The organism is Bacillus sp. SH5-2, assembly GCF_008368905.1.
GTDB classification, from domain to species: Bacteria; Bacillota; Bacilli; order Bacillales; family Bacillaceae_G; genus Bacillus_A; species Bacillus_A luti.
In genome coordinates, this window is the sequence record NZ_QOSD01000020.1 from 347,253 (window position 1) to 372,565 (window position 25,313).

Annotated in this window: 22 protein-coding genes, 1 pseudogene and 1 riboswitch; of the genes and pseudogenes, 13 read left to right on the plus strand and 10 right to left on the minus strand. The window is 34.3% G+C overall.

Going from position 1 to position 25,313, the window contains the following annotated elements:
• Positions 1 to 181 precede the first annotated feature (181 nt).
• The 4 genes from DN410_RS17020 (at position 182) to malR (ending at position 4,955) form a co-directional block, all read left to right on the plus strand.
• The gene (locus DN410_RS17020; RefSeq protein ID WP_000709918.1) at positions 182 to 1,441 is read left to right on the plus strand and encodes an extracellular solute-binding protein; all 1,260 of its coding nucleotides are present in this window, start codon (positions 182 to 184) and stop codon (positions 1,439 to 1,441) included.
• A 65-nt stretch (positions 1,442 to 1,506) separates the two neighbouring features.
• Positions 1,507 to 2,808, plus strand: a complete 1,302-nt coding sequence (malC, locus tag DN410_RS17025) for a maltosaccharide ABC transporter permease MalC (protein ID WP_071713149.1) — start codon at positions 1,507 to 1,509, stop codon at positions 2,806 to 2,808.
• Positions 2,809 to 3,651: a maltosaccharide ABC transporter permease MalD gene (gene malD / locus DN410_RS17030; RefSeq protein WP_149177362.1), complete on the plus strand. Its 843-nt coding sequence runs from the start codon at positions 2,809 to 2,811 to the stop codon at positions 3,649 to 3,651. It abuts the gene before it with no gap.
• Positions 3,652 to 3,932: 281 nt separating this feature from the next.
• A complete protein-coding gene (malR, locus tag DN410_RS17035; protein ID WP_149177363.1) occupies positions 3,933 to 4,955 on the plus strand; it encodes a maltose operon transcriptional repressor MalR in 1,023 nt (340 codons plus the stop codon).
• Between the two features lie 13 nt (positions 4,956 to 4,968).
• Here the strand turns inward: malR and DN410_RS17040 are convergent, their stop codons facing one another.
• Positions 4,969 to 6,132, minus strand: coding sequence for an aminotransferase A (locus tag DN410_RS17040; RefSeq protein ID WP_149177364.1), 1,164 nt, complete (start codon positions 6,130 to 6,132; stop codon positions 4,969 to 4,971).
• 121 nt (positions 6,133 to 6,253) lie between these two features.
• Positions 6,254 to 6,454 (minus strand): hypothetical protein, encoded by a 201-nt coding sequence (locus DN410_RS17045; protein ID WP_000929277.1) that lies wholly within the window; start codon positions 6,452 to 6,454, stop codon positions 6,254 to 6,256.
• A 310-nt stretch (positions 6,455 to 6,764) separates the two neighbouring features.
• Between DN410_RS17045 and kinB the strand changes: the two genes are divergently transcribed.
• Positions 6,765 to 8,039, plus strand: coding sequence for a sporulation sensor histidine kinase KinB (kinB, locus tag DN410_RS17050; RefSeq protein ID WP_149177365.1), 1,275 nt, complete (start codon positions 6,765 to 6,767; stop codon positions 8,037 to 8,039).
• Positions 8,040 to 8,082: 43 nt separating this feature from the next.
• Here the strand turns inward: kinB and DN410_RS17055 are convergent, their stop codons facing one another.
• Positions 8,083 to 8,832 carry a DUF3967 domain-containing protein gene (locus DN410_RS17055; RefSeq protein WP_149177366.1) on the minus strand — a complete coding sequence of 250 codons (750 nt, stop codon included), beginning with the start codon at positions 8,830 to 8,832 and terminating at the stop codon, positions 8,083 to 8,085.
• Positions 8,833 to 9,068: 236 nt separating this feature from the next.
• Between DN410_RS17055 and nucA the strand changes: the two genes are divergently transcribed.
• A complete protein-coding gene (gene nucA, locus DN410_RS17060; RefSeq protein ID WP_071713153.1) occupies positions 9,069 to 9,503 on the plus strand; it encodes a DNA-entry nuclease in 435 nt (144 codons plus the stop codon).
• 36 nt (positions 9,504 to 9,539) lie between these two features.
• Complete coding sequence (locus DN410_RS17065; protein ID WP_149177367.1) at positions 9,540 to 9,929, plus strand: competence protein ComJ; 390 nt, start codon at positions 9,540 to 9,542, stop codon at positions 9,927 to 9,929.
• Positions 9,930 to 9,967: 38 nt separating this feature from the next.
• Here the strand turns inward: DN410_RS17065 and metE are convergent, their stop codons facing one another.
• The 3 genes from metE to DN410_RS17080 all read right to left on the minus strand — a co-directional run bounded on the left by metE (position 9,968) and on the right by DN410_RS17080 (position 15,038).
• Complete coding sequence (metE, locus tag DN410_RS17070) at positions 9,968 to 12,256, minus strand: 5-methyltetrahydropteroyltriglutamate--homocysteine S-methyltransferase (RefSeq protein WP_149177368.1); 2,289 nt, start codon at positions 12,254 to 12,256, stop codon at positions 9,968 to 9,970.
• 132 nt (positions 12,257 to 12,388) lie between these two features.
• Positions 12,389 to 12,576, minus strand: a riboswitch (cobalamin riboswitch).
• A gap of 203 nt (positions 12,577 to 12,779) precedes the next feature.
• Positions 12,780 to 13,337 carry a PadR family transcriptional regulator gene (locus tag DN410_RS17075; RefSeq protein WP_149177369.1) on the minus strand — a complete coding sequence of 186 codons (558 nt, stop codon included), beginning with the start codon at positions 13,335 to 13,337 and terminating at the stop codon, positions 12,780 to 12,782.
• A 153-nt stretch (positions 13,338 to 13,490) separates the two neighbouring features.
• The gene (locus tag DN410_RS17080) at positions 13,491 to 15,038 is read right to left on the minus strand and encodes an MDR family MFS transporter (protein ID WP_149177370.1); all 1,548 of its coding nucleotides are present in this window, start codon (positions 15,036 to 15,038) and stop codon (positions 13,491 to 13,493) included.
• 433 nt (positions 15,039 to 15,471) lie between these two features.
• Here DN410_RS17080 and DN410_RS17085 point away from each other — a divergent pair, with 433 nt between their 5' ends.
• Complete coding sequence (locus DN410_RS17085; RefSeq protein ID WP_149177371.1) at positions 15,472 to 15,972, plus strand: hypothetical protein; 501 nt, start codon at positions 15,472 to 15,474, stop codon at positions 15,970 to 15,972.
• 31 nt (positions 15,973 to 16,003) lie between these two features.
• On the opposite strand, the pseudogene DN410_RS17090 reads toward DN410_RS17085, so the two are convergent.
• Positions 16,004 to 16,236: pseudogene (locus DN410_RS17090) on the minus strand (SPP1 phage holin family protein).
• 164 nt (positions 16,237 to 16,400) lie between these two features.
• Between DN410_RS17090 and DN410_RS17095 the strand changes: the two are divergent.
• Together DN410_RS17095 and DN410_RS17100 are read left to right on the plus strand one after the other, a co-directional pair.
• A complete protein-coding gene (locus DN410_RS17095; RefSeq protein ID WP_149177372.1) occupies positions 16,401 to 17,054 on the plus strand; it encodes a diguanylate cyclase domain-containing protein in 654 nt (217 codons plus the stop codon).
• A 653-nt stretch (positions 17,055 to 17,707) separates the two neighbouring features.
• Positions 17,708 to 18,421 (plus strand): YkyA family protein, encoded by a 714-nt coding sequence (locus tag DN410_RS17100; RefSeq protein WP_149177373.1) that lies wholly within the window; start codon positions 17,708 to 17,710, stop codon positions 18,419 to 18,421.
• On the opposite strand, the gene DN410_RS17105 is transcribed toward DN410_RS17100, so the two are convergent.
• Entirely contained in the window at positions 18,374 to 18,832 is a 459-nt protein-coding gene (locus DN410_RS17105) for a YkyB family protein (RefSeq protein WP_000804868.1), read from the minus strand. The genes DN410_RS17100 and DN410_RS17105 overlap by 48 nt on opposite strands.
• Before the next feature lie 176 nt (positions 18,833 to 19,008).
• On the opposite strand from DN410_RS17105, the gene DN410_RS17110 reads away from it, so the two are divergent.
• Together DN410_RS17110 and DN410_RS17115 are read left to right on the plus strand one after the other, a co-directional pair.
• Positions 19,009 to 20,547: a Ppx/GppA family phosphatase gene (locus DN410_RS17110; protein WP_149177374.1), complete on the plus strand. Its 1,539-nt coding sequence runs from the start codon at positions 19,009 to 19,011 to the stop codon at positions 20,545 to 20,547.
• Between the two features lie 105 nt (positions 20,548 to 20,652).
• Entirely contained in the window at positions 20,653 to 22,761 is a 2,109-nt protein-coding gene (locus DN410_RS17115; protein WP_149177375.1) for a polyphosphate kinase, read from the plus strand.
• Positions 22,762 to 22,927: 166 nt separating this feature from the next.
• On the opposite strand, the gene DN410_RS17120 is transcribed toward DN410_RS17115, so the two are convergent.
• Together DN410_RS17120 and DN410_RS17125 are read right to left on the minus strand one after the other, a co-directional pair.
• Positions 22,928 to 23,152 carry a hypothetical protein gene (locus DN410_RS17120; RefSeq protein WP_149177376.1) on the minus strand — a complete coding sequence of 75 codons (225 nt, stop codon included), beginning with the start codon at positions 23,150 to 23,152 and terminating at the stop codon, positions 22,928 to 22,930.
• A gap of 97 nt (positions 23,153 to 23,249) precedes the next feature.
• On the minus strand, positions 23,250 to 24,107 hold the full coding sequence (locus tag DN410_RS17125; protein ID WP_149177377.1) for a metallophosphoesterase: 858 nt from the start codon (positions 24,105 to 24,107) through the stop codon (positions 23,250 to 23,252).
• Between the two features lie 245 nt (positions 24,108 to 24,352).
• On the opposite strand from DN410_RS17125, the gene fadH reads away from it, so the two are divergent.
• Positions 24,353 to 25,117, plus strand: coding sequence for a 2,4-dienoyl-CoA reductase (gene fadH, locus DN410_RS17130; RefSeq protein ID WP_149177378.1), 765 nt, complete (start codon positions 24,353 to 24,355; stop codon positions 25,115 to 25,117).
• The last annotated feature ends 196 nt before the right edge of the window (positions 25,118 to 25,313 follow it).

Genomic DNA, 25,313 nt, shown 5'->3' on the forward strand with positions numbered 1-25,313 from the left:
AAGCGTATAGTAATAATATTTTAAAATTAATATTTGCAAAATGAATAAAAGAATGTATAATGATAGACAAATAGCGCAAACGTTTTCATAGATTGAGATATTGTTTGCGCTTCTATTAAACTATTTAATGCAAACGTTTTCAATTATTAAGGTACATATACAATTTAGGGAGGTTTTTGGGATGAAGAAAGCATTATCATTATTAACGGTTTCAGCATTATCAATTGGTATGTTATCTGCATGTGGACCGAAAGATTCAGGGAAAAAAGAAGAAAGTAAAGCAAAGAAAGATTACGATCTTCTCGTTTGGGAAGATGATAAAAAAGGTGTTGGTTTAGAACCAGCAGTGAAAAGTTTTGAGGAAAAATATAAAGTAAAAGTAAAAGTTGTTGAAATGCAAATGACAGATCAAGTGAAGAAGTTACGCCTTGATGGACCAGCGGGGACGGGACCAGATGTTGTAACATTGCCACATGATCAAATCGGAAACGCAGTAACAGAAGGTTTACTTTCTGAAGTGAAAGCTGATGATGCTGTAAAGAGTAAATTTACTGATTCATCAATAGAAGCACAGACATATAATGGGAAATTATATGGTTTACCAAAAGCAATTGAGACACCAGTCTTTATTTATAATAAAAAATTAATGCCAAAAGCACCAGAAACGATGGACGAGCTGTTTAACTTCTCAAAAGAATTTACGAAGGATGGCAAGTACGGATTTTTAGCATTAGGAGATAACTTCTACTTTGCGAACGCATTCATGGCAGGTATGGGTGGTTATGTGTTTGGTGAAAAAGATGGAAAGCCAAATGCAAGTGATGTTGGATTAAATAATAGTGGAGCAGTACAAGGTGCTGAATATCTTCAAAAATGGTACAAAGAAAAGTTATTCCCGAAAGGTATTATCGGTGAATCTGGTGGACCTGCTGCTGATGGACTATTTAACGAAGGAAAAGCAGCATCTATTATGAACGGCCCATGGGCGTTCCAAGCGATGGAAAAGAACGGAATTGATTACGGTGTTGCTCCAATGCCGAAATTACCAAATGGTCAACCAATGAAAACGTTTGTTGGGGTTAAAGGATGGCATGTAACAAGCTTCTCTAAACAAAATGATTTAGCTACAAAGTTCACTGAATGGGTAACGAATGAAGAAAACGCAAAAATTCGATTTGAGAAAACAAAAGAAATTCCTCCAGTAAAAGCAGTAATGGAAGATCCAATTATTAAAGATAATGAAGCTGCAAAAGCAGTTGCAACGCAATCTGAAAATGGAATTCCAATGCCAAACATTCCAGAAATGCAAGAAGTGTGGAAACCAGCTGGAGATGCGCTTCAATTAGTTGTTACAGATAAAGAGGCACCAAAAGCAGCACTTGATAATGCAGTGAAGCAAATTAAAGGTAATATTGAGGCAAATCATAGTAAGAAAAAATAAGGTGAAATTCGTGCCTCTAACTATGAGAGGCACGAATTCTCTCCCAGAAAAAAGGGGGAAGGGACATGCAAACATCTATGGAACCAGCAAACGGCTTAAATGGTTCAAAGCATAGGAAAATGGCAACCATGCTATCAATCATTCCAGGCATGGGCCAAATGTATAATAAACAATTTGTAAAAGGTCTTATTTTTCTAGTATTAACAGGTTCATTTATTGTAGCCTTTGCTGATTTATTAAATATGGGATTATGGGGAATTGTAACGCTTGGTACAGAAGTTCCACGTGACCATTCTGTCTTTCTATTAGTAGAAGGAATCTTGGCACTCATCGTCATCGTGTTTGGACTCGGAATATATGCATTTAATCTATATGATGCATATCAAAACGGCAAGAAACGTGATATAGGCACACCGTTAAACTCTGTAAAAGAGCAATACCGTAATTTACTAGATCAAGGTTTTCCATATTTAATGGTTTCACCAGGTTTTCTATTACTTATCTTTGTAGTTGTATTTCCAATCATCTTCGTAATTTTAATTGGATTTACGAACTATGATTTATATCATTCTCCTCCAGCTAAATTAGTAGATTGGGTAGGGTTTAAAAACTTTATTGATATCTTTACATTACCGATGTGGAGAGAGACGTTTTTAAGTGTATTTTCTTGGACGGTCATTTGGACATTCGTTGCAACGACATTACAAGTTGCGCTTGGTATTTTCTTAGCGATTATCGTAAACCAACCTGGTATTAAAGGAAAGGCGATTATTCGAACAATTTTCATTTTACCGTGGGCGGTTCCGGCATTCGTATCTATTCTTGTTTTCTCTGGTATGTTTAATGAAACATTTGGAGCAATTAACAATCAAGTATTAGCTTTATTCGGAATTGAAAAGATTGCTTGGATGACAGATCCATTTTGGGCGAAGATTGCTTTAATTATGATTCAAACGTGGCTTGGGTTCCCGTTCGTCTTTGCAATGACGACAGGTATACTGCAATCGATTCCAGGAGAATTATATGAAGCAGCTACAGTAGATGGAGCTACAGCTTGGCAACAGTTCCGTAAAATTACATTGCCACTTGTTCTATATGCAACAGCACCAATATTAATTACGCAATATACGTTTAACTTTAATAACTTTAGTATCATCTATCTATTTAACGGCGGAGGTCCTGCTGTAGCTGGACAAGACGCAGGTGGAACAGATATTTTAATTTCATGGATTTATAAGTTAACGATGACTTCGGCGCAGTACGGTAAAGCAGCAGCTCTTACAATGATATTATCGTTAATCGTTATTACAGTTGCGTTATGGCAATTTAAGAGAACAAAATCATTCCAAGAAGAGGATATGATGTAAATGAATATTAAAAGACAAAAGATGTTACGTCTCTCATTAAGTTATCTCATTATTTTCATAATGTGTGCCATCATTTTCTATCCGTTATTATGGATTATTGGCTCATCATTTAATCCGGGTGATAGTTTATCAGGATCAAGTATTATTCCGCAAAATGCAACATTAGATCATTATCGTAAGTTATTAGATCTAGAGAATAGTAATTATTTACTATGGTATAAAAACACATTAAAAGTAAGTGTTTTAACGATGATTTTCTCAGTGTTAGCAATTAGTTTTACTGCTTATGCATTTTCGAGATACCGTTTTGTTGGAAGAAAAAATGGTTTATTAACATTTTTAATTCTGCAAATGATTCCAAACTTTGCAGCGTTAATCGCTCTATACGTATTAGCGCAGTTAACAGGATTAATTGATACACACCTTGCATTAATTTTAATTTATGTAGGTGGGGCAATCCCGATGAATACATGGCTTATGAAAGGATATTTTGATACGATTCCGAAAGAATTGGATGAGTCAGCTCGTATGGATGGGGCAGGACATTTCCGTATTTTTTGGCAAATCATTATGCCACTTGCAAAGCCAATCGTAGCAGTTGTAGCGTTATTCACTTTCATCGGTCCATTTACAGATTTCATTTTGGCGAGTATTATTTTGCGCACACCTGAAAATTATACGTTAGCAGTTGGATTATATGAAATGGTAGCGAAGAAATTTGGTAATGAATTTACCACATTTGCAGCCGGTTCTGTATTAATCGCAATACCAATTTCGATTTTATTCCTATCACTACAAAAATACTTTATTTCTGGTTTAACAGCTGGAGGTACGAAAGGATGAAAAATGGGACACTTTGTCCCATTTTTCTTTTCATCTCTCTATAAAAAGCTTTATAGGGAGATGAAAAGGGATTTGACATCACATGTGAAAAGAAGTGAAATAAATAGTATATTATAGTATAGGAAAAAAGAGCTATATCCCTTACAATACATGAAGAGGGAGAATATGATAGGTTTTGCAAGATAGAATCAATGAAAGTTTATGACTTCTCCTATTACTTGCAATGAGTGCAAGATAAGAATATATGAAAAATGGCAGAGAAGTGAGAGGAGGGGATTTTTATGACAGTTACAATTAAAGATGTAGCGAAGAAGGCGAATGTAGCACCATCTACCGTTTCTCGTGTAATTGCTGATAATCCAAGTATAAGTGAAAAAACAAAGCGCCGTGTTCGGAAAGTAATGAGTGAGCTAGGGTATCATCCAAATTTAAACGCAAGAAACCTTGCGAACCAAACGACGAAAACGCTTGGTCTTGTTATGCCAAGTTCGGCAAGTAAAGCTTTTCAAAATCCATTTTTCCCGGAAGTTATAAGGGGAATTAGTTCATTTGCACATATGGAAGGGTATGCGCTTTATATGTCGACAGGTGAAACGGAAGAAGAAATTTTTAATGGTGTTGTAAAGATGGTACAAGGGCGCCAAATTGGTGGTATTATTCTTTTATATTCAAGAGAGAATGATCGGATTATTCAATATTTACACAAACAAAACTTCCCATTTGTTTTAATTGGAAAACCATATGATCGCAAAGATGAAATTACATATGTAGATAATGATAATTATACTGCTGCCAGAGAAGTGGCAGAATATTTAATTTCATTAGGGCATAAGCAAATCGCGTTCATTGGTGGGGGATCAGATTTACTTGTAACGAGAGATCGTTTAGCTGGTATGAGTGATGCTTTAAAACTAGCAGACATTGTATTACCGAAAGAATATATTTTACATTTTGATTTCTCGAGGGAAAGTGGTCAACAAGCGGTCGAGGAATTAATGGGATTGAAGCAACCGCCGACGGCAATTATGGCGACGGACGATTTAATTGGATTAGGTGTGTTAAGTGCTCTTTCTAAAAAAGGATTCGTTGTACCGAAAGACGTTTCTATTGTAAGCTTTAATAATGCTTTATTATCAGAAATTGCGAGTCCTCCACTTTCGACAGTTGATGTGAATATATATCAGCTAGGATATGAAGCAGCAAAAGCTTTAGTTGATAAAGTAGAGAATGCTGAAACAACTGCAAAATGTATCATTATTCCGCATAAATTACTAAAGCGTCAAACTTGCGATCATTATGCATAAAAAAGCTAAGAGTTTAACTCTTAGCTTTTTGTTTTAGAAAGGCCTCTAATCGATCGCAGCCTTCTTTTAAAGTTTCGATACTATATGCATAGGACAAGCGAATGTAGCCTTCACCATATTCAGAAAATGCTGTTCCAGGAACGACAGCTAGCCCAGCTTCTTTTACAAGGTCAAGCGCAAAATCGAATGATGAAGATGTTAGATGACCAACATAGGGGAATAAGTAAAATGCACCTGTTGGCTTTTCAACCTTTAATCCCATTTGAATGAGTCTATTATATACGTAATCACGGCGTTTTTTGTATTGATGGCGCATCATCTTTGGTGCATCTTTAGCAGCTGTTAATGCTTCGATTGCAGCATATTGAGCGATTGAAGTAGCGCACGTTACATTGTATTGATGAACTTTTAAAATGTGCCCCGCTAAATAATTTGGCGCGAATAGAAGGCCGATGCGCCAGCCGGTCATAGAATGGGATTTTGATAAACCGTTAATAACAATGGTTTTTTCGCGCATTTCTGGGAAATGAGCAATAGATGTATGCTTTTGTCCATATACAAGTTCGCTATAAATTTCATCAGAAAGGACGAAAATATTTTTATCTTTTAAAACATCTACAATATCTTTTAGTTCTTCTTTTGATAATGTTACACCAGTTGGGTTAGAAGGGTATGGCAAAACAACACATCTTGTTTTGTCTGTAATAGCATTTTCTAGCGCTTCGGCTGTTAAACGGAATCCGGTTTCACGAACATCTATAAAAATAGGCGTTGCACCGCATAATCGAATAATGGGCTCGTATCCTGGATAAATAGGTGCAGGTAAAATTACTTCCGTCCCTGGTTCCAAAATTGTACGGAATGCAACATCAATTGCTTCACTAGCACCGATTGTAACGATGGTTTCGTTTTCAGGTGAATAATGTAAATCGTAGTTATCTTTTAAGAAGCTACAAGCTGCCTTGCGTAATTCTAGTAACCCAGCGTTATGTGTATAGCTTGTATAATTTTCTGTAATGGCCCGTTTTGCCGCTTCTTTTACGAGAGAAGGTGTAGGAAAATCAGGTTGCCCAATTGTTAAAGAGATAAGATTATCATAGTTTTGAATCAGATTAGAGAATTGACGGATTCCAGAAATTTGGATGTCCTTCACTCTAGGATTAATGAATTGTTCCATTGTATCTCCCTTTCTTCCGTTTGAAAATTAAGTTCATTTTATCATATTTTTTATGATTACGCTTTGTATATGTTATGTAGAAAGAGAGAGAAAAGAGAAAAAAGCCGCTATAAGCGACTTTTTAATATCCGTATTCCCAATCTATTTCATCTTCATTCCAAAGTACAGAGGATACTTTGCCAAGGTGAACAACTGATTCGTTCACAGCACATGTGCAATTTTCATCTCCTGCTTTATGCTGTAACTCTTCATATACTGATTTTTCAACATTTTCTAGAACAACCAAATTTTCTTCTTTTAAAACAAGCGTAGTACCCGCCATATTTATCTTCCTCCTACTAAAGTAATGATCACTTATTTGTAAACATAGATAGTATGGATTATATGCTGTATTTTGCTATAGTTGTCCGTATCGTGAAGTATTTTTATATTTTCTTTGTAATCCGTATTCATTGTATACTGCCCGAAAGAAATTTGGTACAGGGTTTACAATCATTTCGAAAATCTGTAACAATTATTATGTGTTGTTAACAAAGAATTAACAAATATGTTAAGAAAAATCAAAATTTTAAAACAAATAAACTTATAAAATGATATAATCATATCAAAATACATATAGGGGATGAGAGGCTATGGAGCTTATCCGTGATTTAATGATTCAAATTGCCATCATTATATTACCGCTATTTTTATATGAAGCCATTCGTTTAAATCGTTATCAAGAAATGCCTCCGAAGCCGAACCGCTACTTTATTATGTTTTTATCTAGCGTGACACTTGTTCTTTCCATGACATACTCTATTTGTTTTGGCAACGTTTGCGGGTATAACTTTCATCCAATCCCAATTGTTAGTGGCTTTTTATATGGTGGGATTGTTGGTTTAATTCCAGCCATTATTTTTGTTGCATATGAATGGGTACTAAAGGGAATGAATATCCTCCCAGTCGTAGAAGTCATGTTTCTATTGATAGTGCCACTATTCTTATCCAAGAAATGGTCTCTTTTTTCAAGAGACAAGAAGCTAATTTTAGCATTTATGATTTCATCATTTTACGTACTTGTATCTTTAGTATTTGGTATGGTGAATGTACTGTTAGAAAAAGGTTTTACACCATATGTTTCTCAACTATATAACGGGTTTATATTTGCTTCGCTTATTATGGTTATGACTATGGTATTTCAAGTGTATTTAACGGAATATTTAAATGAAAACGCATTATTACGTACAGAGATGCAAAAATCGGAAAAGCTTAATATTGTCAGTGAGTTAGCAGCAAGTGTTGCACATGAAGTTCGAAATCCGCTCACTGTTGTTCGTGGATTTATCCAATTGTTAGAAAGCACAGAAGATGTGAAGAATAAGGATTATATGCGTCTCGTATTAGCTGAATTGGATCGGGCGGAGCAAATTATTTCAGATTATTTGAATTTAGCAAGACCACAAATTGAAAAAAAAGAACACATTTGTTTATCCGCACAATTAATAGAAATGACCACCCTTATGTCATCATTTGCAGCGATGCAAGGTGTATATTTACAAGTTGAGATTTCTGAGAGCCTTTATACGATCGGTGATAAGACAAAATTGAAACAAGCTATTATGAATGTTGTTAAAAATGGTATTGAAGCAATTCAAGGAAATAAAGGATATTTAAAGGTAACTGCTATTCAAAAAGATGAAACAATTGTAATAAGAGTTAAAGATAGTGGTGTTGGAATGACAAAAGAACAGTTAGCAAGACTTGGACAACCATATTATTCTTTAAAAGAAAAAGGGACAGGATTAGGACTTATGGTAACATTTAGTATTTTACAAGCGCATAATGGTACACTGGAATATAAAAGCGAAAGTGGAAAGGGAACTGAAGCGATTATTATATTGCCAGCTGTAAGAAATAAGGAATAAAAGTTACCGATGGAAGGTAACTTTTTATTTTATATAGGAAATTTTATTCATTTGTTTTTTCTTGTTTTGTTCGGCTAAATAAACTTTTAAATGATTGAAAGAAACTTTGTTCTTTTGATGCGGCGACTAATCTTTTTGTTTCTTGAATTTCACGGATAACTTGCATAAGTTGTGCATCGCGGTTGCTGTCTTTATTATAAATTTGATTTACTAGTTTGTTCATTTTTTCTTCTTGTTTGGATTCCCGTTTATACATATGATTCATTAATAAGTCCATCTTTTCTTTTTGGAGTTCATCTGTTTGAGCGGCATGATCAACTAATTCTTGTAACATTTTTTCTTGAGAACCTTCTTTTACATAAACTTGTTGCATCAATTCATCTAGCTTTTCATCTTTCAAACGATTTTGTGTAATAAGGGTAGAATTTTGATGAATAATTGCTTCATTTAACTGAGCGAGCATTTCTAGTTTTAACATGAATTCTTCAAAATTACGTCCATCTTCTTTTTCTGTTGATTGTACTTCTTGTTTCTCTTGAATAATAGGCACAGGTGGAGCTTCTTTTTCTTTTAAAATAATAGGTATTGTTTCTGAAATATCTTCCTGTAATGTAGCGGCTCTTTCATGTATAGATTTTAATAGCTTTAAATCATCCAGTTTATAAATACGGGCATCGGCTGTTTTTGAAATAATATACCCATGTTCCTCTAAGATTTGACTATATTTTCGGACTATATGTTTTGGGATGCCTGTTTTATTCGTGACATCTTTCGTTTTATACATAGCTTCCATGATATTTCCTCCCCAAAAAGTATCGTATATATCATTTCAATCTTTTATGAAGACTTCCTTTGAAAAAGAATGTCGGAAGGTTATTAGTTTTCTACAGCATTAGAGAAATGGTGAGGAAAAATGAGTGTTTTTGGCGAAATAGCAAGGTTGCGCTAAAATAATGTCTGAAAACATATACAGGAGAAGTTTGTTATAATAACTGAGGAAAAGAAACTGGTAGAATCACGGAGGTATACATGAAGCAATTAAAAGGTATTATCATTTCAATTATTGCAATTCTTTCTATTGTAGTAGCGGTTTATGAAGTACTTGTTCCAGAGGAAACAAGTATCAAAAAAACAAATGCGTATGATCAAGTTCTAGAATTTCCGAAAGAGCGATATCCAGAGACAGGGAAACATATTACGAATGCTATAAAAGAAGGACATTCAGAAGTTTGTACAATCGATCGCGGTGGTGCTGCGGATAGAAGAAAATTATCGTTAGCGCCATATCCATCAAAAAAAGGGTATGACCGCGATGAATGGCCGATGGCGATGTGTAAAGAGGGCGGCAAAGGAGCGCATATTGAATATATAAGTCCAGCAGATAACCGCGGAGCAGGTTCTTGGGTAGGGAATAAGTTAGATAAATATCCAGATGGTACGCGTGTGAAATTTGATGTGAAGTAGTAGTTGCATATTTCATAATGAAGCAGGAGGGGAACGATGGAGTTAACAATTTCGTACTCGCAATTAATGTTGATGAACTACGATGGTGATCAGCCTTACGTTGACTGGACGGATGAAGATTTTGAAAGAGGTTATGCGAAGGCGGATGGAACTGTTATTTTTGAAGCAATCTCTGACTATACTTGTGAAGTAAAAGTGACTTGCGGGAAACATATTGAGAAAGAAGAAGTGATTAGAACGATTACGGTTCCTTTTACAGTTGAAAATGAATATGTCGTTGTCACGAGTATTCTTTCAAATAAATTTCAAATCCCCATTCCAAATGGGGAGTATACAGTCGTATTACAGGCAATTCCACTTGAAGAGCCAACGGATGATGAATTATATAAAATACAATACGAGTTCTTTTTTGAAAGTAAAGAATAAAAAATGGGTTATCCTGAGAAAAGGATAACCCATTTTTGTTATGCGTTTGTTTTCAACAAGGAACGAGCATCTTTTGCAGCCTGCACCATGTGTTCTAAAGCTGGAATAACTTCTTCTGTTCTTCTCGTTTTTAAACCGCAGTCAGGATTAATCCAGAAATATTTAGGATCGCATACTTGTAAAGATTGTTCTACGATTTTAAACATTTCTTCTTTGCTTGGTACACGTGGGCTATGAATATCATATACACCTAGACCGATACCTTTTTCATATGTTGTATGTTTTAGTGTATCAATAAATTCTCCGTGACTTCTTGATGTTTCAATAGAAATTACATCTGCATCTAAAGCACGAATCGCATCAACAATATCTTCGAAGTTACTGTAACACATATGCGTATGAATTTGTGTTTCGTTTGCTACAGAAGAAGTTGCTAAAAGGAAGGACTGTACTGCCCATGTAATATAAGCATCCCAATCTTTTTCTTTTAATGGCATTCCTTCACGAAGTGCTGGCTCATCGACTTGGATCACTCTAATTCCAGAAGATTCAAGTAATTCGATTTCATGGCGAAGAGCTAATGCAATTTGATATGAAACTTCTTTTCTTGGGATGTCATTTCGAACGAAGGACCAATTTAAAATCGTAACAGGTCCTGTTAACATTCCTTTTACAACTTTATCTGTTAAACTTTGTGCATAAACAGTTTCTTTAATAGTCATTCCGTTAATAAAGGCTACATCACCATAAATGACAGGTGGTTTCACGCAACGAGAACCATATGATTGAACCCAACCATTTTTAGTGAAGGAGAAACCAGCGAGGCGCTCACCGAAATATTCGACCATGTCAGTTCTTTCAAATTCACCATGAACAAGAACATCAAGACCGATTTCTTCTTGGTAGCGAATCCATTTCTTTGTTTCTTTTTCAATAAATTGTTCGTATTGTTCATTTGAAAGAATGCCGTTACGCCATTCTTTTCTTGTTTGACGAACCTCAGTTGTTTGCGGGAAGCTACCGATAGTTGTTGTTGGTAACAATGGTAACTGCAGGGCAACTTGTTGTAATTCGTATCGTTTTTCAAATGGAAGAGGACGTGAAAAATCTTCTTCTTTTAGTGCTGTTCTTGCTGCTTTGACATCTTCTCGGTTACGTGCAGCAGATGAACGAATTGTATGGTGTACATTGCGATATGCTTCTAGCTCTTTACTAATGCTTTCTGTACCTTGAGTCAGAGCAGAATGAATAAGAACTAGCTCTTCTAATTTTTGGTTTGCAAATGCTAATGCATCAAATAACTCAGTCGATAAGTGGGTTTCTTCGGTTTTATCGATTGGTGAATGCAATAAGCTACAAGAAGGCTGAACGATTAAATTCTTTGTTTGGATTTGTTTCTGTAACGCTGTAAATAACGTAAGAACTTCATCCAGATCAGCTCTCCAAATGTTACGACCATCTATACAACCGACAGCTAAAGTTTTATCAGCTGGGAATCCATACTTTGAAATAGCGTGTAGATTACCTTCTTTACCGTGAACGAAATCTAATCCAATACCAGATACAGGGAATGTGATGATTTCTTCATAGTTTTCTACCACACTATCAAAATATGTTTGTAAAAGAAGATTTACGTTTGGAACTTCTTTACGAATAGCTTCATAAACTTCTTTTGCCTGTTGAATCTCTTCTTTTGTTAAAGAAGCGAAAATCGGTTCATCAACTTGAATGATTTGTGCACCTGCTGCATGTAGTTCTGAAAGAAGTTGTACGTACGGTGCAACTAATTGCTTTAAAATAGTAGCAAATTGATCTTGTTTATAACCTTTTGCTAATTTTAAGAAAGTATATGGACCTAAAATAACAGGCTTTCCATCTACACCTAATTCTTGTTTTGCCTCTTCATATAAGCGAAGTGGACGATTGTCTTTTAATGAGATTTGTAATCCCTCTTCATATTCTGGAACTATATAATGATAGTTTGTGTTAAACCATTTTGTCATTTCAGAGGCGACATGATCTTTAGAGCCACGTGCCATTGCAAAATATACATCAAGATAAGATGTAAACTCAGAAAAACGTGATGGGATAAATCCTAACATATAAGCAGTATCCAGAACGTGATCATAATATGTAAAATCGCCGATTGGAATTAATTCAATTCCTTTTTCTTGCTGTGCTTTTACGTGCTGAAGGCGAATTTCTTTCATTGTTGTTAAAAATTGTTCTTCATTGATTTTATTGGACCAAAAAGCTTCTAATGTTTTTTTCCATTCACGCTGTAGTCCAATACGTGGATAACCTAAGTTACTTGTTTGAATAGCCATTTTATTAAATTCCTCCCTAATTGAAAGTAAGCATTTCCGTTTACTAGGAAATACTTATAACAAAAAGTATAAAGGCATAGAAAAATAAGCCTTCCTTTTTGTTTTAACACCTCATCATCATCCGTGAATCTATCAGTGTTGTTAAAATAGGCAGGTCTCCTGACTTATGCTTCATATAATTTCTTTCACCTTCCCGTTTTCACAGTGGCATCAAAAAGAAATCTCAGCATTTACAGTGGCGGGACCGTGTTGGAGTTTCACCAAGCTTCCCTTTTAAACACGAAACGAAATGTTCGTGTACCTATTTTCCTTTTGAAAGGAATTTAACAAGCGATATGATATTGAAACAAATTCTAACACAATTTTCGGAATTTTGTCTACCATTTTAAAATAAGAAAATTTCAAAGTTTTTATTTCTTATTATTAAAAATATTCTGAAATAAAAAATAGTAAATGGAGGTATAAAAATTGAAATGAAATTTGGATTAAGCCTATCAAGAAGAATTATATCTTCTTGATAGGCTTAACTTCTATCTATATCAATTTCTGAAAGTCGTCCTGCAATTGCATCTGTAAGGAGGGTATTTAACCATTGCAATTCGACTGTAATATGTTCAATAACGCTTTGCAAAATATATCGCTGTGCACGCGGGATGTGTCCTTTGCTACTATCATATATAGTTTGCATGTTATGTAAATATTGAATGGTGTCATTTTTCTTTTTTTCTAAGATAGGAACTAACTCTTGATCATCACCAAAATGAGCGAAAGAGAGTGCTGAATAGATCGGTTTATATATTTGGTTTTTTGCTTCGAATTGTTTTAATAGTAACGTATGAAATAACTGTTTACCTGTTTCTGTTATATGAAAGATTGTTTTATCTGGTCTATTCGTATCTCGAACAATAGTTGTAATACGAATTGCATCTTGCTTTTCTAATTGCTCGAAGGCGTAGTAGAGTGATCCTTTTGCATATTTAATATAACAATCCATTTGTCTTTCTTTCATTATGTGCTGCACTTCATATGGATGTTTATCCCCTTCGAGCAGCAAGCCGAGAATGACTAATTTCATACTCATGCTGTCTCAACTCCTATATAGAAACTTTATTACTTTTTGTAAAGGCTAATAACCAGTGGACGTGAAAAAACGACTGATTAAAGTTTTATTTGTATACATATTATAAACGGCATATCCTTTTACATAAAGGATATGCCGTTACTTTTTTCTAGATTAACTTACTTGCTTTTGCTTTTGTTTTTGTTTCGTTTTTGGCCCTGTAAAGAGGCGTTCATTTCCCATTAGTAAAATACAAATAATACTTAATACAGCCGGGATAAGCGCCCAGAAGAATGTACTTGCAATGGATGTAGCGAGCGCTTCTTTAATGCCAGTTAATATTTCAGCGGGTATTTTATCGGTAGCACCTGGCGATAATAAGAAACTTGTGTCGCCGCCCTTTGGGGCTAATTTTGCTAGTTCAGGAGGGAACACAGTGTTTAGTTTATCCGTAAAAATATGATTTTGAATTGTACCGAAAATCGTTACACCAAGAGTCATACCGAGTGAACGGAAGAATGAATTTGTTGATGTAGCAGAACCACGGTCTCTCATTTCTAATTTGTGGATAGAAGACATACTTAAAACTGAAAACGAGAAACCAACACCAATTCCGGCGAGAACCATAAATAGCGTTACGAGTACACGTGGTGTGTCCATTGTTAAAGTACTTAGTAAATAAATACCAAGAACGAAGAAAACTCCAGATGCCATCATAATGTTACGATAACTTGTTCGAGAAGCTAACTGTCCGCCAGTTTGACTTCCAATTACAGAGCCAACCATCATAGGTGTTAAAATTAATCCAGCATTTGAGGCTGAACCACCGAGAACACCTTGAACGAAGATAGGAATATAGACGGTACAGATGATAAAAGCGGCACCGTAGAAAAAGGCAACGCCTTGGCTAGCTGCGAATAAAGGCTTTTTAAATAGATGGAAAGAAATGATAGGCTCAGTCGCTTTTCGTTCTACGAAGAAGAAAATAATAAGCATAACAACAACAGTAGTAAATAAACCGATAATTACAGTGGAATCCCATGCATATTCTTTACCACCAAGTTCTAATGCAAACATTAAGCAAACGATACTAATGACAAGTGTAATAGCACCGGCCCAGTCAATTTTTTGTTTTCTAAATTCTAGAGATTCGCTGTAGTATTTCGTAATGAAGAAGAAGGAGATAAGCCCTAATGGAATATTAATATAGAAGACCCAATGCCAACTTATATAGTCCGTAATATAAGCACCTAATAAAGGTCCAAATACACTAGATGTTCCAAAAACGGCACCGAATAATCCTGTCATTTTCCCGCGTTTTTCAGGTGGGAATATGTCGTACATAATTGTAAAGGCGATAGGCATAAGAGCACCACCACCAATACCTTGAATAGCTCTATAAATACTTAGTTGCTCAATACTTGAAGCTGTCCCGCAAAGTGCAGAACCAAATAAGAATAGAATAAGTCCACCAATATAAAAGCGTTTCCGTCCGTACATGTCAGAAAGTTTTCCGAAAATCGGCATCCCTGCCATTGTTGCTACCATGTATGCCGATGTAACCCAAACGAACTTATCAAATCCACCTAGGTCCCCGACAATCGTTGCCATTGCTGTCGCAACGATTGTATTATCCATTGCTGCCATTAAAATACCAAGTAGTAAACCAGCAACAACAAATTTTGTATGGTTAGATTCTTTTTTTGATAGTTGTGTTTCCAAATATAACCCTCCTTTAATAATAAGTAAACTACATTAAGTTTTGAATGTAGCACATAAAAATCTAAAGTATAGTTTCTCCTGAATCTTCTTACATAAGTACATTGCCATGCATAAAGAATATTATAGTCAAATTTGACTAAAAGGCAAACTTTTTCTTCCGTCAAAATATTTTTTGTATGGACAGAAAAAGAGAGAGCAATACTTAGTATTGTTGTAAAGTCAATGAAGGAAATTGTAAAAAAATATTTTAGTAAGAAGCCCCACTGTTAATAGAGGAAAAATGGTTTTTTCTTTATATTGTCGAATAGGATAAAAGGAAGAGAAATATTAAATATCCTTTGTAATAAGGTTTAGTAATTTTCGCAGTTCATTGTGCAGGGAGGCGGAATAAGGTTGTATGGATGATACATCTGAAATGAGGTGAATATATATTATGAAAATATGGAAACGAATTTCGGATCAAGGAAGGTATTCGATACCGCTACAACCAGTATTGTGGATTGATGGTTCCAAGAAGGAAAACGAATGTCCTAATGTAGCAGTTACATTACAAATCCGTAGTATGTATAAAGAAAAATTTTCATATGAACTGACCTATGATGTAAACGACATACTTATTATTCGAATTGAAGTTAAAAATAAAGGAATGGAAATGATTTCACGAGTTATAGTAAGTCATATGATTCGAGATTATTTTGCATATATTCCAAATTCATTAAAGGCTGATAAGGGGATGAGCGAGTTTCTGTTCCAGCTTGTAAGGTGGAGAATCGATAATTTATTACCGAATGAGAAGGTAGAATTAATTTGTAAAATAAAAGCAAATAAAGATAAAGCACTCAAAAACGCATTATTTCAGGCTACATATACATTTCAATATAACGGAGTATCATATGGTCCACTGCAAACAAATGAAGTTGTGGTGCGGCAATGATAAAAAGGAACCTGTATGAAAGGTTCCTTTTTTAGTGAAGGTTGTGCTTTTTGAGTATTTTTTTTGTTCGATTCCTTTTTTTCCTACATAATTATTTTTATAACCAAAATATAGAATGAAAAGAAAGGAAACAACATTTACAATAGCGTCAATTTGATCGTTGGTAATAAAGTTTATTCCAAAAGAGGTAAATAGTAATTTTAATGATAATAGAAACCCTGCTAGTAAACGCATAGCATCTGATAGATTTTCTTTTTGTAGCATATAGGTCACTCCTTTCTAAAAACGATATATAGTATATATATGAAATAGGATAGAAATGGTAGACAAGCTTAAGCGGAAATGTACATCTAATATGTACATTTTTTATTTTGTAGAAAAACATTATTGTTATAGAAACATATATTGGTATAGAAGGGAGGAGAAGTATGAAACATAAAGGGAAAATTAGTGGATTATTACTTGGGAACACAGTGGCAGTTACAGAATGGATTGCGCTTCAGGATGTAATTACAAAACTGGATTCGCGATCATTTTATACCGTCTTTATTATTTATATATTGCAAATGCTACTCAGCTATTATTTTGGACATTGGTATGATAAAAGAGCGAGTGGACGTATGGCTACGGAAGTAGGAGGAATGGCAAGTAATGATTTTGTAGTTGATTTTTTTGAGAAAGTAGCTGCTTTATCAGAGCGGGATTCTCATAATATTACTGTGTACATTCTTTCTGTGAAAGAATGGCAAGGACTAAAAGAAACAGTGCAAGAAAAAAAATTGGAGGTGTTAGTACAAAAATTGGAGAGTACGATTGTAAAGACAATTCGTAAAGGGGATGTCGTTACAAAGTGGGATGAAAATAAGTATGTTATTGTGGCGATTGATAACGGACATGAAAAGTCGACAATAACAAACCGATTAATGAAAAATATTGAAAGTGAAATAGAAAATGGCTTGTTAAGTATGACTCTACTATTTGGAGCTGCTAGTTATCCAGTAGAAGGGAAAACTTTTGAAGAATTGTTAAGAAAGGCGCAAAATCAACTGTATCATTATAGAAATGTACAAGGAAATGAGTGAAACTTTGATTTAAAGAAGTATGATATAAAGAAGTTTTGATTGTAACATTTTTTTGACTTTTATTACAAAAAGAACTTCCCTTGTAATAAAAGTCTTTAAAAATATATGAAATAGGCATATAATTATAATGGATGTGTCAATGCATTTTGCACAATGTGTTTCATTTTAAAAGTGTAGAGGAAAGCATGCTCTACACTTTTCCTTTTTAGGAAATAAAAAGAATATTTGTGAGTTGTTGCGGTATAGCATTTGTACTGTGTAAAATGAACAGAAGGATTATTTGATAGAAAACGGGAAAGGGAATGATAGAATGATAGACGTGAGAGACCAACGATCATCTTTTATCAGGTGAATTATTACTGTTGTTCTTCAAATTATTATAGGTTTGGTGAATTCCGTTGTACTTACATGTAATACATAGTGTAATTAGTTTTTAAAAGTACAAAGTAAATTGTTACTTAAAGATGGATATGAAGCTGCTAGATATTTCAAAGAGAATGACGTAAAACGTAATTTCAAGTAATACATGTGTACAAACATGATAAACAATACCAATGATCTTCGTAAAAAAGATGCGAGTGTGAAGTGTGTAACAAAGTACATACATTTCATAGTTCTTTTACACGATGATCGTTTATTAGTAGGAGGAAAAGATGTTGAAATATAGTAAATTAGCAATTGTAACTGCATTATCAATGACTTTACTAGCCGGTTGTTTCGGACCGAAACCAGAAGAGGAATTATATGTTGCATTTGAAAATGCTGCAAAGCAAGAAAAAACAATGTTTGAAGATGCTAAAAAACTTGAGACTTTAGAAAAAGAAGGACAAGAGCTATATAATCAGATTGTTCAAGAAGGAAAAGATAATAATCAGGCCGTTAAGGAAAAGCTGAATCAAGCAGTGAAAAATACAGCTGAACGAGAAAAGGTGCTTACAAAAGAAAAAGAGGTTTTAAATAAAGCACAAGAAGAAGTGAAATCTGCTGATAAGTATGTGAAGAAGATTGAAGATAAGAAATTGAAAGATCAAGCGGATAAAGTGAAAAACACGTATGAGAAACGACATGATTCATTTAACAAGATGTATGACAGCTATAATAAATCTTTAAAACAAGAAAAAGAATTATATACAATGTTACAAGATAAGGGTGCAAAATTAAAAGATATTAGTGAGAAAGTAAAGACTGTAAATCAATCTTATAAAGATATTGAATTAGAAAAAGATAAGTTTAATGAATTCACAAAATCTTACAATACAGAAAAAGTAGCTTTTTATAAAGAAGCAAATATTAAAATTAAAGAAGAGAGCAAAACTGTTTTATTTTTTTGTATAAGTACGGCTATACCATGGAACAGGTTCACTTAATTTTTTTTCTTGTTTCAGTGCTTCAGGACCAATATAATCTTGAAGTGTTTTTTTTGCTACTGTTAAAGATAAGGTTGTTTTCGGATTTCGATAGGAGGATTCAAGATGACCAAGATGTGGTAGGATTCGAAAATCTTCTTTCGTAGGAGGGATATGGAAAAAATAATCGCCTAAACGTATAAGAACATCAGATTGTTGTTGGCTAAAACGTGGATTTCTAGAAAAATGTAGTCCTTCTTTAATCGCTTTTTTTTCAGTAATTAAACGTTCTAAAGCCGTCTTTTTTAACCAGTATAAATATTTAGGATTAGTTGCAGCTTTAGCATGACGATTCACAACGAAAATAGATTGAGCTAGTCGATTAATAGAATGTTGGTTTTGTAATTGAGATTGTGGTTGTGAAGGTTTCATATTGAATCTCCTTTCAATTTTTCATTATTATACCATAAATAAATAGGTTTTTATTATATGCAAAAAGTGATTGTATATATTTTCAATATTAAAGCAATATTGTTACAAAAAACAACTATTTTGTATAATAGTAATAGAATGTGTTTTAGAAATTTGATAATGAAAGAGTGAGAAGTTTGAAAGAAATATTAAAACAACAATATGCCATTATAGATATTGGATCCAATACAATGCGTTTAGTTATTTATGAAAAGCAAAACGGAGGTTTTTATAAAGAGATTGAAAATACGAAAGTGGTTGCGCGGTTAAGGAATTACTTAGTCGACGGTGTGCTCATTGAAGAAGGAATAGAAGTCTTGTTACAAACATTATTTCAATTTCAAGAAAGTACGCGATTCCATCAGTTGCATCATGTACTTTGTGTTGCAACTGCAACAATTAGACAGGCTGAGAATCAATATGAAATTAAAAAACTTGTTGAGGGGCAAACAGACTTCACTCTTAGAGTGTTATCAGAATATGAAGAAGCACGTTACGGCTATTTAGCAGTTATGAATTCAACTTCATTCACTGAAGGAATTACAGTAGATATTGGTGGGGGAAGTACTGAAGTTACATATTTCCGAAACAGAGAGATTTTAGAGTATCATAGCTTTCCTTTTGGGGCACTGTCTTTAAAGCAACACTTTATTAAAGGGGATATTCCAACTGAAGATGAGCTAGAGAAGATTCAAAAGTATTTAGAATATCAATTTCAGACATTACCGTGGTTAATCAATAAAAAATTGCCTCTTATTGCAATTGGCGGTAGTGCAAGAAATATGGTGAAAATTCATCAAAATTTAAGTTGTTATCCTATAGCAGGATTACATTTATACAAAATGAAGGAAGAAGATATTAAAAATGTAAAAGATGAATTGGAGAAACTGTCGTTCGTAGAACTGCAAAAGTTAGAAGGTTTAGCAAAAGATAGAGCGGATACAATTGTACCAGCGGTCAAGGTATTTCATACACTTGTTAATGTTATAGAGGCACCAGCATTTGTATTAAGTAGAAAGGGATTAAGAGAAGGTGTTTTCTATGAAGAATTAACGAAATATTTAGGGGTTTCATACTATCCAAATGTAGTTGAAGAAAGTTTACATTTACTATCACATGAGTATGAGATGGACATGGAGTTTGTTATTCAACTTATTAAACATGGAAGAATGATTTGTCAACAGATTGAAGAAGTGGGTCTTATTTCGATGTCAGAAAAAGACTGGGAAGTATTTCATCAAGCAGCGAAAGTATTTAATATAGGAAAATATATAGACGATGAAGCGAGCCGTTTACATACGTTTTATTTATTAGCGAATAAAACGATTGACGGCATGATGCATAAAGATCGAGTGAGATTAGCGCTTATTGCATCTTATAAATCAAAAGTGTTATTTAAACAACATTTATCTCCATTTGAAGGTTGGTTCGATAAAAGTGAACAAAAAAAGGTTCGTCTATTAGGAGCTGTTTTACAGTTTTCGGCTGCTTTAAATGTAAGACAAAGATTGCTTGTTGATACGATATTTATAACGGAAAGCAAAGAAGGACTAACATTTAGAATTTTATGTGAGGAATCGACATTAGCAGAAAAAGTGCAAGCTGAAAAACAAAAAAAGCAGCTAGAACGAGTATTGAAAACGAACATTAATTTATTATTTGAAGTAAAACGTTAAGTTGTACGGATGTCTTTACAAAAAAATTACACTTTGTAATATTGTAATTTGATAAAATAAAAGTAACTAAATTATAGTAAAAAAGTTTCAGGGGAAGTGAAGAGAATGGAATTGCCAAAGGGGAATATAGTAAATTTAAATGATACAGCTTATTACAACAATCGTGAGTTAAGTTGGCTAGCATTTAATGAACGTGTATTACAAGAAGCGCAAGATGAAAATAATCCGCTTTTGGAAAGGTTAAAATTTATTAGTATTTTCAGTTCGAATTTAGATGAATTTTTTATGGTACGCGTAGCCGGATTGAAAGATCAAGTGAGTGCTGGTTTTAACCAACCAGAAAATAAAGCAGGATTAACACCGAAAAAGCAGTTAAATAAAATTGCAATAAAAGCGCATGAACTAATGACTATTCAATATAACACGTTTAAAAATTATGTATTACCAGCACTTGAATTAGAGGGAATCGAGCGTTTAACATTCCATGATTTGACGAAAGAGCAGAGAGAATTTATAGAAGAGTACTTTGATGAGCAAATTTTCCCAGTGTTAACTCCTGTAGCTATCGATGCATATCGTCCATTTCCAATGTTACTAAACAAAAGCTTGAACTTAGCGACTATTTTATATGATGAGAAGCAAGTGGAGGAAGAAAACCGTACGAAACTAGGAATTGTACAAGTACCTTCATTACTTGAACGCTTCATATTTTTACCGAGTGAAGGTCAAAAACATAAATTTATTTTATTAGAAGATGTCATTAGTGGTTTTACACATAAATTATTCACTGGATATAAAGTGTCACCTGTTACTCGCTTCCGTATTACACGAAATGCAGATTTAACAATTCATGAAGAGGGTGCACGCGATTTATTAAAAGTCATTGAAAAAGAATTGAAAAAGCGTAAATGGGGAGCTGCCGTTCGTTTAGAGGTTGGCAAAGAACACATTGATGAAAGAGTATTGGCGTTATTGTATGAGGTGTTGGAAGTAAGAGATGAAGATGTATACATGATGGATGGACCGTTAGATTTAACATGTTTATTCTCTTTATATAAAAAATTAGCACCTTTATATGAACATCTCGTTTATCCGGCTCTTATTCCGCAACCACCTCAAGATTTACGTGATGAAGAGGATGTATTTGAAAAAGCAATCGAGCATGATATTTTATTGCACCATCCTTTTGAGTCGTTTCAGCCAGTTGTTGATTTTGTTCGTGATGCGGCAGAAGATGCCAATGTACTCGCGATCAAACAAACACTATATCGTGTAAGTGGTGATTCTCCAATTATTCAGGCGCTAAAGGTAGCGGCTGAAAAAGGAAAACAAGTGACGGTGTTGGTCGAATTAAAGGCGAGGTTTGATGAAGAAAATAATGTTCATTGGGCGAAAGAATTGGAACAGGCAGGATGTCATGTTATTTACGGTGTAAGTCACCTGAAAACACATAGTAAAATTACGCTAGTTGTAAGAAGAAAAAACGGAAAAATCGAAAGGTTCGTACATCTTGGGACCGGAAATTATAATGATGCAACAGCGAAGCTATATACTGATTTTGGCTATATTACATCACGAAAAGATTTTGGGATCGATGCAACAAATTTCTTTAATTATTTGAGCGGTTATACAACGAAACCGCATTTTCATCATTTATCGGTTGCACCATTTGATATAAGAGAGCAATTTATGGATTTAATAGATGAAGAAATTCGTTATCATAGGCAATATGGAAATGGCTATATTATTGCTAAGATGAATTCATTAACAGATAAACCATTAATAAAAAAAATGTATGAAGCCTCACAAGCGGGGGTAAAGGTAGAGCTTATCGTTCGAGGAACATGTTGCCTACGGCCTGGCATTCCAAATGTAAGTGAAAATATTCGTGTAGTTAGTGTTGTGGGCAGATATTTAGAACATAGTCGTATTTACTATTTCCATCATAATGGAGAGGAGAAAATATATTTATCTTCAGCTGATTGGATGACACGTAATATGGAGAAAAGAGTAGAAATATCCTTCCCAATTTTAGATATTGAAATGAAAGCAAGAATTAAGGCGATTTTACAGCTTACTTTAGCTGATAATGTGAAAACGCGTGAACAAAATAAAGACGGTGATTACTATTATATTATTAATGGTAGTACAGAAGAAATTGATAGCCAAGTGAAGTTGTTTAAGATGGCATATCAAAATACAGATGCTGAATAGTGAGAACAAATTAAAAAACCTCTTTTAAAAGAGGTTTTTTAATTTGTTCTCTACTTATTATGCGTTTTCAAAATAGAAGAATGAGTAGAGAGAATAGTTTTTATTGTAAGCATGTAAATGGATTGGTTAAGAGAGAAAATACCATTGGTAGAATTGTTGCAGTACATTAATAATAGTATGGTGATTGACAAGGTCCACCGTAACAAGGATAAGGTGCTGGTGGTGGATAAGGCGGATAATACGGTCTAGGGCCGAAAGCCAATGCGCCGCCGAGCAATCCACCAGCAATTCCAGCTAGAAAGGGGACGCCGAAAAACGGAAAGAAGCGTGAGTCGCCTACTGGACCAATAGGTGCTGAACGGACTGGGATTGGTTGATAATATGGATACATGAACAAACCTCCTTTATTGGACTCACTTTTATCATATGGTAAACGAAACATGGATGAGCGCGTACAAGAAAGGATATGTAAGAAAATAGGCGAATTGTTACGAATGTTGTAGTGTAAAGATTGTAATCTCAGGTTTTGACATAAACCGGAATGGAACACGTGTTCTTCCTAAGCCGCGATTGACATAGAGAGTTAAATCTTGAATTGCATAGAAACCTTCAATATAGTGTTCTGCAAGCGTCGGGGTAATAATAGCACCTAAAAAAGGAATTTGTACTTGTCCGCCATGACTATGACCAGACAGTTGTAAGTTGATTGGATATGTTGCGATTTGCGGCGCAATATCTGGTTCATGAACAAGAACAATATTATAAATATTTTGCCGAGCATGCTGCAGAGTTTCCGCTATTTTGGGTTTCCCCAGTAGTATATCATCAAGCCCAAAAATAGAAATTTCATTACTATCAAGTAAACGAATTCGTTTTTCTTTATTTTGCAATAGTTCAAATCCAGATTCACGCATGATGTGATCGTAGTATTCCGTTCCATATCCACCGTGATCGTGGTTTCCATAAATAGCAAATTTACCGAAGGGGGCTTTTATGTTTTTTAAAATGGCTGCAACGAAAGGAGTATCAGTATATGTTTGGTAATTATCAATGAGATCACCAGTAAAAAGGACAATATCTGGATTTTCAGCATTAATTTTAGAAACGATTTGAGATAAATGTTGGAGAGAGAAATAGTATCCGAGATGTAAATCGCTAAATTGAAGAATTTTCATGCCATGAAAACCTTTTGGTATGAGTTGTGATGTAAGTGTGTGCTGTGTGAAAGAGAGCCAGTGGGGCTCTATATATTTAGCATAATAGTATCCGATGCTAGTGCTTATAAATGAATATAGACAAGTGCGTATTCCGGTTTTTAAAAAATTTCTTCTTGTAATTGGCTTCATAAAAATATGAGTACACCTATTTGACTTATATTCCGTGTTTTCGTTTCGTATACAGGCTACTCAAATCTCCTTTCAGTTTTTTAAAAATATATTTTATCTAATAAAAAAGTAGTATAGATTACGGAAAAAAATGAATGAAAAGAAACTTCTTTACGTTAAAATATCAGAAAACTTTAAAAATATAAAGATTTCTATCAAATAAAGTGATAAAATGAACGTGTATTCATTTTTGGGAGGGGATGTATGTGAAAGAAAAGGTAGTCATTATAACAGGTGGATCGAGTGGAATGGGAAAAGGAATGGCAACTCGTTTTGCAAAAGAAGGGGCACGAGTTGTTATTACAGGGCGTACAAAGGAAAAATTAGAGGAAACAAAGTTAGAAATTGAACAGTTTCCGGGGCAAGTATTACCTGTGCAAATGGATGTGAGAAATATTGATGACATTCAGAAAATGATTGAACATATTGATGAGAAGTTTGGTCGAATTGACATTTTAATAAATAATGCAGCTGGAAATTTTATTTGTCCAGCAGAAGATTTATCTGTGAATGGCTGGAATGCAGTCATTAATATTGTGTTAAATGGAACATTTTATTGTAGTCAATCTGTCGGGAAGTATTGGATTGAGAAAGGCATAAAAGGTAATATCATTAACATGGTAGCAACATATGCATGGGATGCAGGTCCAGGAGTTATTCATTCAGCTGCAGCGAAGGCTGGCGTATTGGCAATGACGAAAACACTTGCGGTCGAGTGGGGACGTAAATACGGAATACGAGTTAATGCTATCGCACCAGGACCAATTGAGCGTACGGGCGGTGCCGATAAATTATGGATTTCAGAAGAAATGGCTAAGCGAACACTACAAAGTGTTCCACTTGGAAGACTAGGTACGCCAGAAGAAATTGCAGGTCTAGCTTATTATTTATGTTCAGATGACGCTGCGTACATAAATGGTACTTGTATGACAATGGATGGAGGACAACACTTGCATCAATATCCATTTTAAAAGGGATGACCAAATGAATGTTTGATTCATTTTTTTGTAGTAAAATGTGACAAAAATGTGAAATGTAAAAGAAAGGTGTTTACAAGAGGTCATATATACGGTATATTTAAGACCTCTTTTTTCTTCATAGTAGAATTGCTAATTCCCCTTAGCATTTTACCCCTCTAATCCCTTCAGGAAAACTGAAGGGATTTTT